We start from the raw sequence: 13,751 nt of genomic DNA, 5'->3' as shown, positions 1-13,751 counted from the left end.
TGGGGGGGTGGGCGCGCGCCCTGGGGGGGGGGTTGGTGGTTGCGGGGGGGACCCCCGGCCCCTAAAACCCCCCCCCCCACGGGCGTGAACGCATTGACCTTGGGCGGACCCCGCGCTTTGATCGCGTGAGTCCTCCGCGCAGGGCGGGGGCAAGGGGGTGCTGGGCGGTTGCGGCCGTCGTGTGCCCGAAGGGGGAGCCATCGCATGAGACCTGCCTTACGTGTGTCCATACGTGTGTCCGTGACCGCCGTCCTGGCGGCCGCCCTCACCGGCCTGGCCTGGCCCGCGGGAGCCGCGGGCGGCGACCGGACCCCGCGCACCGAACGGATCAGCGTGGCCCCTGACGGCACCGGCGGCAACCACCACTCGGTGGATCCGGTGGTCAGCGCGGACGGACGCGTCGTGGCCTTCATGTCGTCGGCGACCAACCTGGTGCCCGGTACGGACGTGCGGACCAGCGTCTACTACCGGACGGCTCCCGGCGCACCGCTCCAGCGCGTGGTGGTGCCGGGCGAGTCGACCCACGCACCGCAACTGTCCGCGTCGGGGCGCCATCTGACCTTCACCTCGTGGTCGCCGACGACGCTCACGTACTCCGTCCACCTCCTGGACCTGCGCACCGGGCGGAGCGAACGCCTGGCGCCCGCGCTGGACGGGGGCTACCGCGTCTCGCACGGCCTGGCCCCGATCAGCGCGAACGGACGGTACGTCGCCTTCACGGCCCGGTCCACCGCCGACGACGGCGGCGCGTCCGCCTGCCGGATCATGCTCCTTGACCGCTCGACGCAGCAGGTGCGGCGGGTCAGCCGCTCCTCCGACGGCGGGTGCGAGCAAGTGTCGATGAGCGCCGACGGCCGCAAGGTGGCCTATCTGGAGGGCTACTCGGGGCCGTCCGACGACGACAAGGGCGACATCCTGGTGTACGACCGGGTGAGCGGGAAGACCGTGCAGGCTGACGTCACCCACGACGGCGCGCCCGCCGACCGGTCGGCGGTCGGTCCGGTGCTGAGCGCCGACGGTTCCAAGGTCGGCTTCAGTTCGGTGGCCACCAACCTGGTCCCCGGGGACGATCCCAACGGCGATACCAGCACGTCCTGGAACGCCTTCGTCCGCGATCTGCGCACCGGCATGCTCCAGCGCTACGACGGCCACGCCCGCACCGACCTCACCCTCCTGTCGGCTCTGTCGGCGGACGGCTCCAAGGTCCTCCTGAACACGGCGGACGCGGACCGCGGCACACTGGGTCTCGTCCTGCGCGACCCGCGCACCGGGCACGAGGAACTGCTGTCACCGGGGCAGGACGGCAAGCCCGTGACCGTGGGGCGAGCGGCGCTGAGCGCGGACGAGTCGACGGCCGTCTTCGACTCCTACCACCCCGGCCTGGTCCCCGACGACACGAACCTGATCGGGGATGTGTTCGTCCGCACGCTGCGCTGAGCAGGCGACGGGTTCCCCGCCGTTGTCCGAGAAGCGGCTGCGGCTGCTGGTACGGCGCGGCACCCCCGGTCCGAGGTCGGACCGGGGGTGCCGCTGTGTGGAGGGGCCTGCTAGCGGCAGGGGATCACGTACCGGACGGGGTTCCAGTCGCCGTGGGCGTCCGAGCTGTACGGGGGCGGCGTCGTGTAGATCAGCCTGCCGCTGGGGTTGTACATCTGGGCCTCGCGCTTCGGCCTGTGGGTCTGGTCATTGATCCAGGAGCCGCCCCTGCCCCAGGTGGACACGTAGTACCGCTCATTGCACGTGACCATGTCGATCCTGGTGCCCGCGAAGTTGTCGCGCTGGTAGGCGCAGAAGATCCCGGACACCGGCCCGGTCCTGCACGGGTCGGCGGCGATGCGCGTCCCGTCGCCCGAGGCGAAGTCGCGCGGGTGGGCCTCGCCCTTGAGTGCGACGAGGACCTCACCCTTGCCGTTGAGGTCGATCTTGTTGAGCGCGACCTGGGTCCCGCCCATCTTCGTCAGGTAGCGGTCCACGTCCGCCTGCAGCGCCGTGGTCTGCGCACTGGTCAGGTGCGCGGACTCGGCCTGCTCGGCGAAGCGCGAGGCTGCCGGCGCCCCCGATCCCGCCTCGGCCGTGCCCACGCCCGTGACGAGCATGAGCACCCCGCCTGCCGCCGCGACGGCGACGCGACTCTTCGTGCCTGCCATGTGTTTCCCCCTTGCTTTCCGGTTGTGTGGTCGACACGAGAACCTAGGAGACGGACCGCATGGTTCGCGTCATGCGTGGGTTAGATGTTGCTTGTCAACCGAGCACGTAACTGGGGTAAACCTGGGCGGCAGTTGGCGGGTGGCAGGTGGGCGGCTCAGCTGCCCGGCGTCGGACGGCCGGACGGGCCCGACGCGGAACCCGGCACCACGAGCCCGCTCTCGTAGGCGACGACCACGGCCTGGGCGCGGCTCTTGAGGTCGAGCTTGGACATGATGCGGTGCAGATGCGTCTTCACGGTGCCTTCGCTGAGGAAGAGCTCGGCGGCGATCTCATCATTGGTGAGGCCGCGTGCCACCAGGGTGAGAACGTCGAGTTCACGCGCGGTGAGCTCGGCCAACTGCTCGGGACGGCGCAGCGCGGCACCTGAACGGGGTGTGTACGCCTCGATGAGGCGGCGCACGACCGTCGGCGCGAACAGCGCGTCGCCACCGGCGATGGTGGCGATGGCGCCGAGCAGGCGCTGCGGCGGGGTGTCCTTGAGGAGGTAGCCACAGGCGCCGATGCGCAGCGCGTCGTACACGTACTCGTCCACGTCGAACGTGGTGAGGACGATGACACGCGGTGAGGGAGCGAGGTCCAGGGCGAGGATGCGCTCCGCCGCGGTGAGCCCGCTGATGCCGGGCAGCCGGACGTCCATGAGCACCACGTCGGGCCGGTGCTGCTCGGCCAGGGCCACCGCCTCTTCACCGTCCGCGGCCTCCATGACGGACGTGAAACCGGGCGTGGCACGCACCAGCGCGGCCACTCCCGCCCGGATCAGATCCTGGTCGTCGACAACGAGAACACTGGTCATGTACGAGCTCCCCCCTTACGGTTCGCCGCCGTCCGGTGCGGCAGGCACCGGCGGCGCGGCGCTGGTCGGAAGGGTGAGCCGGACTTCGTACCCCCCTTCGCGCCGCGGCCCCGCGGACAGCGAACCCCCACAGAGGCTCGCCCGTTCCCGCATCCCGATCAAGCCGTACCCGCTCTCCGGCGCCGAAATGGCTGGTTCACGGCCGTCGCCGCGCGCCCTGCCGTCGTCGCGTACGGCGACCGTCACGTGGTCCGGCTCATAGGTGATGTGTACGTACGCGCTGGTGGGCGCCGCGTGCTTGACCACGTTGGTCAAGGCCTCCTGGACGACGCGGTACGCGCACAGGTCCGGGCCCAGGGCCAGCTTCCGGACGGTGCCCTGGGTGCGGACGGTGACACTGACGTTGGCCGCTTCGAGCCGTTCGGCGAGCTCGCCGACGCGGCTGAGCCCGGGCGGAGCGTGCCGCGGCGCGCCACCCCCTTGCTCGTCACCGATGTCGTCCACGCGCAGCATCGACAGCAGGCGCCGCAGCTCGTCCAGGGCCTCCCGGCTGGAGTCGGCCACGGCGGACAGGGCCGACCGTGCCGTCGCGCCGTCGCTGTGGAAGACGTACGCGGCCAGGCCGGCCTGCACGGAGATGGCCGACAGGTGGTGGGCGACGACGTCGTGCAGTTCGCGGGCGATGCGGACCCGCTCGCCGAGTACGGCGGTGCGCGCGTGCGCCGCCTGCTCGTTCGCCAACTGCTCGCTCAGCCGCCGCAGTTCACGATTGCGCTGCGCGACCAGGCGCAGCGCGTGCCCGAAGGCCAGGGCGATCGCCGGGAGGAGAATCCCCTGGGCGAGGACCAAGGCCGTCGGGAGGCGCCCGCACACCCCGCTGTACAGGATCACGGCGCCGGTCAGCGAGGACGAGGCCAACGACACGCGTGGCGCGCGCACCGAAGCCACGCTCACCAGGGCGATCATCGGAGCCCACCAGTTCAGCGAGGGCTGGTAGCCGAGCGCGAGATACCCGGCGTACGCCGCGCAGGAGACGGCGAGGGCCGCGACGGGGGCCGAGCGGCACAACGCCAGGGGCAGCGCGACCAGACCGGTGAGCAGGTACGCCCATACGTCGAACGGCTCCCACCCCTCGGGGTGATACACGTGCCCCGCGACGCTTCCGCTCACCGCGACCCCGACGGCGAGCACGGCGTGGACGACCCGCTGAAGGCGCACGGACGGCACTGATCTCACCTGCATCGGGGGATGGTAGGTGCGCGCACCACCCCTGTCGTCAGCCCCACGGTTGAGTTGCCGTCAGCCGGCCTCGGACTTACATGAGGCGGTGGTCCGGAGATTGATCGGAAACCTGTCGCCTTGACCTCAACTGAACTTGAGGTCCTAGCTTCGCGATCATGACGACCACAAGCACCCCGCAGAATGACGCCACCACGCTCGACCAGCGGCCGATCGCGCTGGTTGCCTGGCGCGCCACCGAGGCGATCCTGCGACACTCGCAGGCCGTCCTGGCGCGCATCGACCTGACTCAGCCCCAGTGGTGGGCGCTCAACAACATCGTCCGGGCCGAGCACGGCCTCACCAGGGAGGAGATCCGCGCCCTGGACGTGCCCTACGGCATGGGCCCCCAGGTGATCGTCCACGGCGCCGACGCTCTCGTGCACCGGGGCTGGCTCGGCGTCGGCGCGGACGGCCGGCTGACCCTCACGGAACGGGGCCACGAGGGCCTTGCGACGGCGAAGGAACACATGGGCCGGGTACGCGCGGAGCTCCTCGGCGACATCACGGACGAGGAGTACGCGACGGCGGTCTCCGTACTCCGGCGCGTCACCGACCACCTCGCCTGACGGTGTCGTCGCAGGCGTCGGCGTATCCGGGCAGGGGCAGGTTCCGGCTCGCCGCTCGTCCGCAGGGAGCCGCGGGGGCCTCAGCCGCTATGGGTGACCGGTTCGGGGTCGGCGTCGAGCGCGTCGAGCACCGCGTCGCCGTTCGCCCTCGCCCACTCGGTCAGCATGTGGATCGGATCGATCAGCGTCGCCCCGAGCGGGGTGAGTTCGTACTCGACGCGGGGCGGCACCTCGGCATGTGCGCGGCGGTGGACGAGTCCGTGCGCCTGGAGCCGGCGGAGCGTCTGGGTGAGCATCTTGCGGGAGATGCCGCCGATCACCTCGACCAACTCGCCATGGCGCAGCGGGCCCTTGCTGAGGCCGTAGAGCACGACCACCGTCCATGTGTCGGCGATCAGCTCGACCGCCATCCGCGCCGGACAGTCGGCGAGAAAGGGATCCCCGGGACCGAAACCGCTCATGGCGCCCAAGGTACCCGCGCCACAGGCACCTGCTGGTTCCTAGCGCATTCCTAGCCTGGTTTCTCCCCCCCATTCCCAAGCCAGGAGAGTCATGCGAGCCATCACCCAGCAGGTCCTCGGCGGTCCCGAGGTCCTCACCCTTGTGGACGTGCCCGAGCCCCAGGCCCTCCCGACCGAGGTCCTGGTCCGCGTCAAGGCGATCGGGCTGAACCCGCTGGAAGCACGCCTGCGCGCCGGTGAGTTCCCGCTGATCGGCCCACCGCCGTTCACCCTCGGCTGGGACATCAGCGGCGTGGTCGAGGAGGCGCCGGGGACGTGGCGGCTCAGGCCAGGCGACGAGGTGTTCGGGATGCCACTGTTCCCGCGGGCGGCGAGCGCGTACGCCGAAGTCGTGTCGGCGCCGGCGTTGCACCTGGCACGCAAGCCGGCGTCGCTCTCGCACGTCGAGGCGGCGGCGCTCCCGGTGGTCGGGCTGACGGCGTGGCAGGGCCTCGTCGACCTCGGCGGCGTGACCGAGGGCGACCGCGTGCTGATCCACGGCGGTGGTGGCGGGGTCGGCCACGTGGCGATCCAGATCGCGAAAGCGCTCGGCGCCCACGTGGTCGCGACCGCCAGCGGGAGCAAGCGGACGTTCGTCGAGGAAGTCGGCGCCGACGAGGTGATCGACTACAGGGCGGCCGACTTCACCGAGGCGGTCCGCGACATCGACGTCGTACTCGACACGATCGGCGGCGACACCGCCCGGCAGTCGCTCGAAGTACTCCGCCCGGGCGGCCACCTGGTGACGGCGGTCGCCGAGGACGATGCGGCGCTCATCGCCACGTACGAGGCAGCAGGCATGCGCTTCAGCGGCATCGCCGTCGACCCCGATCCGGTCGCGCTGCGCGCCCTCGTCGAACTGGTCGACCAGGGCAGGCTCCGAGTCCACGTACAGCAGACGTTCCCGTTCGAACGCGTCGCCGACGCACACCGGCTCCTCGACCGCGGCCACCTCCAGGGCAAACTCGTCCTCACCGTCTGATCCCGTCGCGCGGCCGCACGTGATCGAGGCCCCACGGCCCGACTCCGGTGTCACCCCGAGCAGGGCGACACCGGAACGGTCAGCCGTACATCGCCACGCGGTAAAGAGTCGCAAGCGCGTCGTCGATGGGATGGGGCTGCGGCTTGCCGGAGGAGTCGAGCCTGTTCCACCTCTGGAGGTTCACCGCGACCGCCATCTGCCGCTTGCCGTCGCTGCGGGTCATGGCCAGCGCCCCACCACCCCAGACCGTGCCGCCATTGCCCCAGAAGGTGTCCTGACCGGGATCCTCCATCGGGTACAGGCCGAGGCCGTAGTCGATCGTCTTTCCCTCGTGGGAGACGACCGGGCCGGTGCGCTGCATCTGCGCCAGCGACGACGGGCTGACGATCTCCCCGGCCAGCAGCATGCCGTAGAAGCGGTTGAGGTCCGCGACGGTCGATATCAGCGAGCCCCCGAGCCGCGCCCATGACATGTCGAAGACGCTGTAGTCGCGCGGCGGGTCGATCATGCCGAACCACGACTCGTAGAGCTGCGAGTGCGGCCCGTCGACATGCGGCCCGGCGGGGAATGCGGTGTCCCGGAGCCCGGCGCGCTCGATGACGTTCCGGGTGATGCACTGCTCGGCCGTGGTGCCGGTCACCTCTTCCAGGAGCTCGCCGAGGAGCAGGTAGTTGGTGTTGGAGTACACCCCCGGCCTGCCGCCCGGGGCGCTGACGGCAGGTGCGGTGACCCCCATCTCGATCAGTTCAGTGGGGTCGAACCGGGTGAGCCGGTGGTCGTCCAGGCTCTGGGGTCCGGTGTCCGCGATGGTGGGCATCGCCTTCAAGGAGGGGTAGGCGTACGGGAGGTACTCGGCGAGGCCGCTGGTGTGGCTGATCAGCATCCGGACCGTGATCGCGTCGCCGCGTTCTCCGGGAACCAGCTTCGGAAGGTACTTGCCGATCGGTGTGTCGAGACCGATCCGGCCGTTCTCGACCAGTTGCAGGACCGCGGCCGCAACGAAGGTCTTGGTGACGCTGCCGACGCGGTGCCGCATGTCGGTGGTGACGGGGCGACCGGTGGCGACATCGGCGACCCCGGCTGCGCCGCGCCAGACCTGGTCGCCGTCACGCACCTCGGCGAACAGGCCCGGCATCCCGGCGCGGTGGACGTTCTCCATGGCGGCGTCCAGCGCCGCGAAATCCAGCGAGTTCCTCACAGCATGCGTCCTTTCGCACTGCTCGGGTGAGCTCCATGTGCCCTCATTATGCACGCGGTGCGTGCAACATCGAGTGCATAAGTTAGACTGCGCCCGACGAGAGGGGCGAAATGGCAGGTCGAAGGCGTTGGTCGACCGAGGAAATCCTGGATGCGGCAGTGGAGTTGCTGCGCACGAGCGACACGGAGTCGTTCAGCGTGCGCAAGCTGGCCGCGGCCCTGGGGACCGATTCCTCCAGTCTCTACCGGCACTTCCGCAGCAAGACCGAACTGCTGCGCGCGGTCGCCGACCGGATCCTCCTGGCCTCCATGGACGGCTACCGGGCCGAGGGTGACTGGAAGCAGCGCATTACCGCCCTCGCCCTGCGCGTGAGAGAGGCGTTCGGCCAGCAGCCCCAGCTCGCCGCGGTCTGGGGGCGGTACGCGTCAGGCGGCGCCGGTTCCCGGCTGGTCGTGGAAGAGGTGCTGCAGGCCCTGCGCGAGTCGGGGCTGCCCGACGAGGAGATCCCGGCGCGCTACCACCGGCTCGCGGTGCTCATCGCCGCGTTGATCGCCTCCGAGGCCGGAGTCAGCACCATCACCCCGGAAGAGCGCGAACAGGGCATGGAGCTGTTCCGCGTCGCGGTACTCGGTGCCGACCCCGAACGCTTCCCCGCGCTGGCGCACTTCGCCCGTGACGTCCGCCCCCTCGGGGTGGACCGCCGCGCCGCGTTCGAAGAGATCCTCGCCGCCCAACTCGCCCACATCGAGGCCGCGATCCCCCCGAGCTGAGTCGGCCGACTCCGGGGCGTCGGCAACGGGCGGTCCGATCGACGAGCAGTCGACCGCCCGGAGCCGGAGGGAGGTGGCTCAGAGGGGGGCGAGAACCATGAGGACCTCGTCGCGATCGTCGCGATCGTCGCCCGGAGCAAGCCGGAGGGCGCCGGGCCACCGACCGATCTCCTTCCAGCCGAGCCGCCCGTAGAAGTCCTCCAGGCCCTCGTCGCCACGGGCGGCGAGGTGCAGCTGCTCCAGGCCCATCTCGTCCCGGGCGATCCTGCGCACTTCATTCACGAGACCACGCCCGACGCCGTGGCCGCGTACCGCAGGGCGGGTCTGGACGTGGTGCAGAGTCCCCCAGTGCGCGATCAGCTCGAACCGGTCGCGGCGAACGTTGAGCCAGCCCACAAGTTCGTCCGCCATCGTCGCCGTAAGAAGTCGACTGGTGTCCGGGGACAGCAGGTCAATGATGCCGTCGAGGGCCGGCATCACCGTGGCGGCATCGACAGGCGGGAAGGGGAAGCCGGCCGCGCCGCCCGCGTTGGTGACCTCGATCCAGCACTCGGCAAGGGCCTGCCGAAGCTCGGGGGTGACGTCACAGGGCATCGTGACCTGCTGGATGGTGAAGGAGTCGGAGGCCATTCCGAGATCATGGCATCCGCCACTGACACTTCAGTCGTGCAGAGAAGTACCTCGCCCACCTTGATCGGCTCTTCGGCGGCCGAGGTCGGTGGCGCATGGCGCCCAGGGCGCGGTGCCGGGCCATCTCCGCTTCCTCGCCCCCGCATACCCGTGGGCCGGATTCCGTGGTTGACCACAGCATCCGGCCCACGAGTGCGGTACCGCAGAGCGCCGGTACCGCAGAGCGTGCGGGGCGGGGGTTACGCCCTCTTCCACTCCACGTCATAGGCGCCCAGCTTGCTCTTGCCGCAGCTCATGCCGAACTTCCAGTTACCGCGCCCCATCCAACGTCCGTAGTGCGACGTGCCGTCGTAGCACTCCGCCATGGCGCGCGCCTTGCCGCTGGTCACGGTGCAGTTGGCGGTCCAGCCATGGGTGGTCGTCTTCCAGTTGGTGCAGCGGTAGCCCGGGTTGGCGGCTTGGGCGGGGGAGGCCGTCATGACGCCGCAGAACGCGGTCAGGGCGATGGCACCGACGGATGCCGCGGCCTTGTTGCGCACGGTCGAGAACTTCACTTCACATGTCCCTTCTGTGGGTGAGATCAGCGACTCGTCTGTCGAATCGCCTTTGCGGGCGGCCGGGCGCCTCCTCTCAGGGGGGCGGAAAGGCCGAATCACCGGAAAGGCATAAGCCCCCGCCGGGCCCGCCGAAGATCATCTACTGGCCGCGATCGATGTGCATAATCCTCCGCCTGTGATCCGCCTCACCGTTCGGGTGGAGGTGGCGTACGCCAAGCGCCCCGGCCGACGCCAACGCGTCTGGCCGGGGGCACTCAGGGTGGAGGCCGCACGGCCGCAGCCCTGGCAGCCCGACGTCGCAAGACGGACATCGCCGTTCAACGAGTCCACGCCGCCATCGCTCGCGGGGCGAACGTCTCCCGCGCCTTCTCCGCGACGATGACCCAAGCCGGCGAACACCGGTCATGGACCCTCGCCGACCAGGACGACGAACGCGAGGCGACCTGGCGTGAACGCGCGCTGAACGCCGAGGACGCACTCAAGGCCGCGTACACAGCAATCACCACCCAGCGCACCCGCATCGATGAACTCCTGAGCGAGATCCGCGACGTGGCAACCGCGTGGACCGGGGAGACTCTCCCCACCCTTAACCACTTCCGGGCTGTCGCGACCAGATACGACAAGAGCGCCCAGGTGTTCCACGGCACCGTCACCGCGGTCGCGATACGCCAATGGCTCCGCCGGACAGGCCCTGGTGCGGCCGATCGCAGAGGAAGCAGCCGTCCCAGAGGGGGAGCGCGCTGAGGACGCGGTGGCGCACGCACGAGGCCATCGCGGCCTCGCCCGGGCCGGGGAAGCCGCGCGCGGCGCTGCTGTCGGCGGGCGGGGTGAAGGACTCCACCATGGTCGTGAAGCGGTGCAGGTAGTCATGGACGCGGGGCGGGTGGTAGTCCAGCTCGCTCCAGCGATGTCCGCTCGCCGCGAGTGCGGTGGCACGCAGTACGAAGTCCTTCGCGCGGGCGCGTTCCCGCTCCGTCGCGCCCCAGTCGAACTCCGCCAGGTCGAACCCGACGGCACCGCGCCCCATGACGTTCTGGTCCTGCAGGGTCAGCAGCGCCGCGAAGCGGAAGTCCCAGTCCTCGGAGGCGAGATCGGACACGGCCAGCATCAGCACGTCGATGAACACCGCGGTGGCGCCATTGGACAGGTCCAGGTCGTGGCTGCCGCCGGAGAAGATGTTGCTCACCGACCTAGGATGCAACCCCGGCCCTCCACCTGCCTGGAGAAATGCGCATGACGGATGCGAGCACCGGCACAGTGGCCGTGAACAGGGCGATGTCCCTGGACGGGTTCATCGCCGGTCCGGCCACACGATGGACTGGATCTTCGAGCGCATGACGTCGGTGACGTTCCCGGAGGTCATGGCGGCCACGGGCGCCATGCTCATCGGCCGGGGCACGTACGAGGTCGGCAAGCGCATGTCCGACGAGAACACTGACTACGACGGCGGGGTGCAGGTCGTCCTCACCCACCGCCCGCCCGCCGAGCCGGACCCCGACGTCACCTTCCTGACCTGCGACATCGAGAGGGCCGTGGCCACGGCACGGCACGCCGCGCCACCGGCGACAAGAACCTGGAGATCCTCGGCGCCGACGTAGCCGCCCAGCGCCTGCAGCGTGGCCTCGTCGACGAGATCCTGGTGTACGTGCTGCCGGTGCTGCTCGGCGACGGCGACGGCGTCCGCTTCGCACCACCGGGCCTCGCCCACTCGGTAACCCACGCCTTCTACTCCGACGCCGCCGACAAGGCCCGCCCCGAGCTGTCGCCGAGCGAGCAGGCCGCGCCGTCGAGTCCGTCCCACCGCGCGCTCGAAGACGACCCCGAGCAGGGCCGCGGCCTCCCGGACGCCGACCCCCGCTCGAAGTCGTACGTCGTCGAGCTGCTGCCCGAGACCACCGGCGGCCACGGGGTCTCCGTCGGCTACCGGTACTCGCAGGACCTGGACGCCGCGCTCATCCCCCGGACGCGCCGGTGTCCGCGACGGACCGGGCCACGGCCGCCCTGGCCGCGCCGCGTACCGTGCCCGTGCACGTCGGCGTGCTTCGAGGAGGCCGAAAACCTCAGGTATCTGTCTCGAAGTGCGTTGGGCGATGGGCTGTGCCGACACGCTCCTGACTGGAACTCCCGGCGGAGCGCTCGGCGATTGCTGCGGCAGAACAGGTCATCGGACAGGTGCAATAATCGTCGCTATGACGATAACGGTCGAGGATGTGCGAGCCGCGGTGCATGACATGTCCGCAAAGCTCTACGACGGGCGCAGGCGTGACCTGGTCGGGTTCACCATCCGCGACGGCTCCTACCCCTGGATCGAGGTCCACGACGGGGTCATCCACTGGACCCTGATGGAGCGCGGCGTGAAATACGGCCTCGCCACCACGGAGGACCTTCACGAGGCCATGCGCTGGGTCGCCCTCGACGCCACCCGGTCCATGGCCATGCGCTGGGAGCTGGGTCAGCGGGACAGGTGGCCCGAGGGCCGGGACACGCGGATCGGCTGGAACGCCAAGCAAGTCGGACTCCTGCGTCTCCTCGACGACCAGTGGGCCGAGGAGTTCCGGGCAGACATCCCCGTGCGATGCCCGGGAGTCCGGCTGGAGGACGTGGACGCCCACCCCCTCGCTGACTGGGTCGCGATCAAAGCCGCCGACGAGTCCTTCCTCGCCCGGCACTGGCGCAAACTGCGCGACAAGCTACGTGAACCGTGCTGATGCCCGCAGCGGCACGCCGAACGGTCCACGCTGCTGAACTGGGAACACGCGCCACCTTGCCCCGCATGGCAGCTTCCTTCGTCACTGGCCTGGTAGCTCCTCCGTCGACGCCGTTGCACAAGAAGGAAGCCGCCCGCCCCCACTGCCATCAGGCCTGCGGCCGGCCTGCTGCTGGTCACGGCAGGTCTTGAGGGCGGTTTCCCCGTCGGGTTCGACCCTGAGGCGGCCCCAGACCTCACCCGCTTCCAGCATCGGGCTGTGCAGGTGGACGGGGTAGACCCCGGGGTTGATGTCACAGCGGATGGTCGCTGGGCGTCCGGGGTGTTGCCTGCCGCGGCCGCTGGGGCGGCAGTCAGGACGCAGGCAAGAGTCGGTTCGCATCTGGTCGCAACGGGTTACAGGTTGCCGTTAGTTGTCGTGTCGTGCGCACAACGAGGTGCGCCTGAAGGTGAGTTGCGCCTGCAATGGTGAACGATCAAAGCGGCGTGAGGGCTCGCTGTTGAGTGGGCTCTACGCCCTCTTGGAGTCGTGGTTTGCGAGGTTCTCTGCGGCGGCCTTCAGCTCGGGGCGCCGGGTGTCGCACAAAACGCGCCTGCCATGGAGTTGAACGGGCCAAACCCCTTGAATCTGCGCCGACTTGGGGTGCGCGCGCCTATGGTTTGCGGTCATGGGTGACGCGAAGTGGCTCGCCCGCGAGCCTTGTTCATTCATCAAGGCGACATGCCAGGTCCGCGCGGGGACGAGGACCATCCTCACCCCGCGTCATGTGGCCGGGGCCGTGGCTTGCGGCGGCTCCCGAACCGTTCTGCCCGTCGGTCGTGCCCCGCACCTGAGCCGATCCGTCGTGCGGCGATGCTTCGAGAACCACGCCGCGACCGGGCCGTCGCCTGCGAGAACACCTTGCGGCCACCCGCCGGAGCCGAAGGCGGCACACCCCCACTGAATCCAGAAGGCGCCGCAACATCCAACGCCGCCCCTCGCAGGAGCATCGGACAAGGGAAACCGCTCATGGAAGAGCAGACGATGCACCACCCGCCCAATCCCCCTGCCCCGGTGATCGATTCCCCAGGCGAGAAATCGACGGTGACCGATCCGCGGGAGCCGATCACCGGCACGGCCGACTCGCCGTCCGACCAGGTCAGTATCGAGGAGGGGGGTAACTTGCTGGGCACCACTCCGGTCTTCGGTCATACCTGGACGTACACTCCGGAAACGGACTGGACGGAAGGCGCCCACTGGGTCTCCGCCACTGCTTCGTACCGTGCCCGGTTCGATCACCACTATGGCGACATCTATTCGAGGCCCACTCACGTGACCTTCGACGTGGCGATACCGCCGAGAGTGGCCGTTCCGGTGATCGTCTCTCCGGGGGAGGGCGCGACGGTGACCGCGTTGCGGCAGCAGGTCACGGGCACGGCCGATCCCGGGGTGGAGAACGTGACCCTCGCTGAGGGGGGTACTCCGCTGCCGGGTGAGGCGCGCGTGACCGGCACCACGTGGACGTACACCCCCAGAGCCGACTGGGCCCCGGGCCCGCATGCCGTCACCGCTACCGCAC

The 13,751-nt window shown here is 70.0% G+C and carries 16 protein-coding genes and 1 pseudogene; 9 read left to right on the top strand and 8 right to left on the bottom strand.

Annotated features, from left to right (window positions below):
- The first annotated feature begins 240 nt into the window (after positions 1-240).
- Positions 241-1,437: a hypothetical protein gene (locus tag ACFWZ5_RS07485; protein ID WP_384788301.1), complete on the top strand. Its 1,197-nt coding sequence runs from the start codon at positions 241-243 to the stop codon at positions 1,435-1,437.
- A 110-nt stretch (positions 1,438-1,547) separates the two neighbouring features.
- Here ACFWZ5_RS07485 and ACFWZ5_RS07480 read toward each other — a convergent pair whose 3' ends face one another.
- From ACFWZ5_RS07480 to ACFWZ5_RS07470, 3 genes are all read right to left on the bottom strand, one after another.
- Positions 1,548-2,147, bottom strand: a complete 600-nt coding sequence (locus tag ACFWZ5_RS07480) for a hypothetical protein (RefSeq protein ID WP_384788304.1) — start codon at positions 2,145-2,147, stop codon at positions 1,548-1,550.
- 155 nt (positions 2,148-2,302) lie between these two features.
- Complete coding sequence (locus ACFWZ5_RS07475; RefSeq protein ID WP_384788307.1) at positions 2,303-3,001, bottom strand: response regulator; 699 nt, start codon at positions 2,999-3,001, stop codon at positions 2,303-2,305.
- Positions 3,002-3,016: 15 nt separating this feature from the next.
- Complete coding sequence (locus ACFWZ5_RS07470; RefSeq protein ID WP_384788309.1) at positions 3,017-4,243, bottom strand: sensor histidine kinase; 1,227 nt, start codon at positions 4,241-4,243, stop codon at positions 3,017-3,019.
- Positions 4,244-4,398: 155 nt separating this feature from the next.
- Here ACFWZ5_RS07470 and ACFWZ5_RS07465 point away from each other — a divergent pair, with 155 nt between their 5' ends.
- Complete coding sequence (locus ACFWZ5_RS07465; RefSeq protein WP_384788311.1) at positions 4,399-4,848, top strand: MarR family winged helix-turn-helix transcriptional regulator; 450 nt, start codon at positions 4,399-4,401, stop codon at positions 4,846-4,848.
- Positions 4,849-4,928: 80 nt separating this feature from the next.
- On the opposite strand, the gene ACFWZ5_RS07460 is transcribed toward ACFWZ5_RS07465, so the two are convergent.
- Positions 4,929-5,309: a winged helix-turn-helix transcriptional regulator gene (locus ACFWZ5_RS07460; protein WP_384788314.1), complete on the bottom strand. Its 381-nt coding sequence runs from the start codon at positions 5,307-5,309 to the stop codon at positions 4,929-4,931.
- A gap of 91 nt (positions 5,310-5,400) precedes the next feature.
- On the opposite strand from ACFWZ5_RS07460, the gene ACFWZ5_RS07455 reads away from it, so the two are divergent.
- The gene (locus ACFWZ5_RS07455) at positions 5,401-6,330 is read left to right on the top strand and encodes an NADP-dependent oxidoreductase (RefSeq protein ID WP_384788317.1); all 930 of its coding nucleotides are present in this window, start codon (positions 5,401-5,403) and stop codon (positions 6,328-6,330) included.
- A gap of 79 nt (positions 6,331-6,409) precedes the next feature.
- On the opposite strand, the gene ACFWZ5_RS07450 is transcribed toward ACFWZ5_RS07455, so the two are convergent.
- Positions 6,410-7,489: a serine hydrolase domain-containing protein gene (locus ACFWZ5_RS07450; protein ID WP_384788421.1), complete on the bottom strand. Its 1,080-nt coding sequence runs from the start codon at positions 7,487-7,489 to the stop codon at positions 6,410-6,412.
- Positions 7,490-7,638: 149 nt separating this feature from the next.
- Between ACFWZ5_RS07450 and ACFWZ5_RS07445 the strand changes: the two genes are divergently transcribed.
- Complete coding sequence (locus ACFWZ5_RS07445; protein WP_384788320.1) at positions 7,639-8,298, top strand: TetR/AcrR family transcriptional regulator; 660 nt, start codon at positions 7,639-7,641, stop codon at positions 8,296-8,298.
- A gap of 78 nt (positions 8,299-8,376) precedes the next feature.
- Here the strand turns inward: ACFWZ5_RS07445 and ACFWZ5_RS07440 are convergent, their stop codons facing one another.
- On the bottom strand, positions 8,377-8,928 hold the full coding sequence (locus tag ACFWZ5_RS07440) for a GNAT family N-acetyltransferase (protein WP_384788323.1): 552 nt from the start codon (positions 8,926-8,928) through the stop codon (positions 8,377-8,379).
- A 239-nt stretch (positions 8,929-9,167) separates the two neighbouring features.
- Complete coding sequence (locus ACFWZ5_RS07435; RefSeq protein ID WP_384788326.1) at positions 9,168-9,482, bottom strand: hypothetical protein; 315 nt, start codon at positions 9,480-9,482, stop codon at positions 9,168-9,170.
- A gap of 588 nt (positions 9,483-10,070) precedes the next feature.
- On the opposite strand from ACFWZ5_RS07435, the pseudogene ACFWZ5_RS07430 reads away from it, so the two are divergent.
- A pseudogene (locus tag ACFWZ5_RS07430) lies at positions 10,071-10,166 on the top strand (IS5/IS1182 family transposase); the annotation flags it as partial.
- Here ACFWZ5_RS07430 and ACFWZ5_RS07425 read toward each other — a convergent pair.
- On the bottom strand, positions 10,135-10,671 hold the full coding sequence (locus ACFWZ5_RS07425) for a hypothetical protein (RefSeq protein WP_384788329.1): 537 nt from the start codon (positions 10,669-10,671) through the stop codon (positions 10,135-10,137). The pseudogene ACFWZ5_RS07430 and the gene ACFWZ5_RS07425 sit on opposite strands and share 32 nt — an antisense overlap.
- A gap of 127 nt (positions 10,672-10,798) precedes the next feature.
- Here ACFWZ5_RS07425 and ACFWZ5_RS07420 point away from each other — a divergent pair, with 127 nt between their 5' ends.
- From ACFWZ5_RS07420 to ACFWZ5_RS07405, 4 genes are all read left to right on the top strand, one after another.
- Complete coding sequence (locus ACFWZ5_RS07420) at positions 10,799-11,083, top strand: hypothetical protein (protein ID WP_384890511.1); 285 nt, start codon at positions 10,799-10,801, stop codon at positions 11,081-11,083.
- Complete coding sequence (locus ACFWZ5_RS07415; RefSeq protein ID WP_384890515.1) at positions 10,999-11,715, top strand: dihydrofolate reductase family protein; 717 nt, start codon at positions 10,999-11,001, stop codon at positions 11,713-11,715. Before ACFWZ5_RS07420 ends, ACFWZ5_RS07415 begins: the two co-directional genes overlap by 85 nt.
- Before the next feature lies 1 nt (position 11,716).
- Complete coding sequence (locus ACFWZ5_RS07410) at positions 11,717-12,193, top strand: Imm63 family immunity protein (RefSeq protein ID WP_384788335.1); 477 nt, start codon at positions 11,717-11,719, stop codon at positions 12,191-12,193.
- A gap of 1,008 nt (positions 12,194-13,201) precedes the next feature.
- The coding region (locus ACFWZ5_RS07405; RefSeq protein WP_384890509.1) for a hypothetical protein at positions 13,202-13,751 on the top strand (550 nt) is incomplete at its 3' end.

The sequence above is a fragment of the Streptomyces sp. NPDC059003 genome (assembly GCF_042740445.1).
GTDB lineage: Bacteria > Actinomycetota > Actinomycetes > Streptomycetales > Streptomycetaceae > Streptomyces.
This window is presented reverse-complemented; position numbering and strand designations above follow the sequence as displayed.

Excerpts from the sequence above, each read along its gene's own strand:
- ACFWZ5_RS07475 (WP_384788307.1), bottom strand. The coding sequence starts at position 3,001 with ATGACCAGTGTTCTCGTTGTCGACGACCAGGATCTGATCCGGGCGGGA.
- ACFWZ5_RS07470 (WP_384788309.1), bottom strand. The coding sequence starts at position 4,243 with ATGCAGGTGAGATCAGTGCCGTCCGTGCGCCTTCAGCGGGTCGTCCAC.
- ACFWZ5_RS07455 (WP_384788317.1), top strand. The coding sequence starts at position 5,401 with ATGCGAGCCATCACCCAGCAGGTCCTCGGCGGTCCCGAGGTCCTCACC.
- ACFWZ5_RS07465 (WP_384788311.1), top strand. The coding sequence starts at position 4,399 with ATGACGACCACAAGCACCCCGCAGAATGACGCCACCACGCTCGACCAG.
- ACFWZ5_RS07460 (WP_384788314.1), bottom strand. The coding sequence starts at position 5,309 with ATGAGCGGTTTCGGTCCCGGGGATCCCTTTCTCGCCGACTGTCCGGCG.
- ACFWZ5_RS07445 (WP_384788320.1), top strand. The coding sequence starts at position 7,639 with ATGGCAGGTCGAAGGCGTTGGTCGACCGAGGAAATCCTGGATGCGGCA.
- ACFWZ5_RS07440 (WP_384788323.1), bottom strand. The coding sequence starts at position 8,928 with ATGGCCTCCGACTCCTTCACCATCCAGCAGGTCACGATGCCCTGTGAC.
- ACFWZ5_RS07420 (WP_384890511.1), top strand. The coding sequence starts at position 10,799 with ATGGACTGGATCTTCGAGCGCATGACGTCGGTGACGTTCCCGGAGGTC.
- ACFWZ5_RS07450 (WP_384788421.1), bottom strand. The coding sequence starts at position 7,489 with ATGGAGAACGTCCACCGCGCCGGGATGCCGGGCCTGTTCGCCGAGGTG.
- ACFWZ5_RS07410 (WP_384788335.1), top strand. The coding sequence starts at position 11,717 with ATGTCCGCAAAGCTCTACGACGGGCGCAGGCGTGACCTGGTCGGGTTC.
- ACFWZ5_RS07480 (WP_384788304.1), bottom strand. The coding sequence starts at position 2,147 with ATGGCAGGCACGAAGAGTCGCGTCGCCGTCGCGGCGGCAGGCGGGGTG.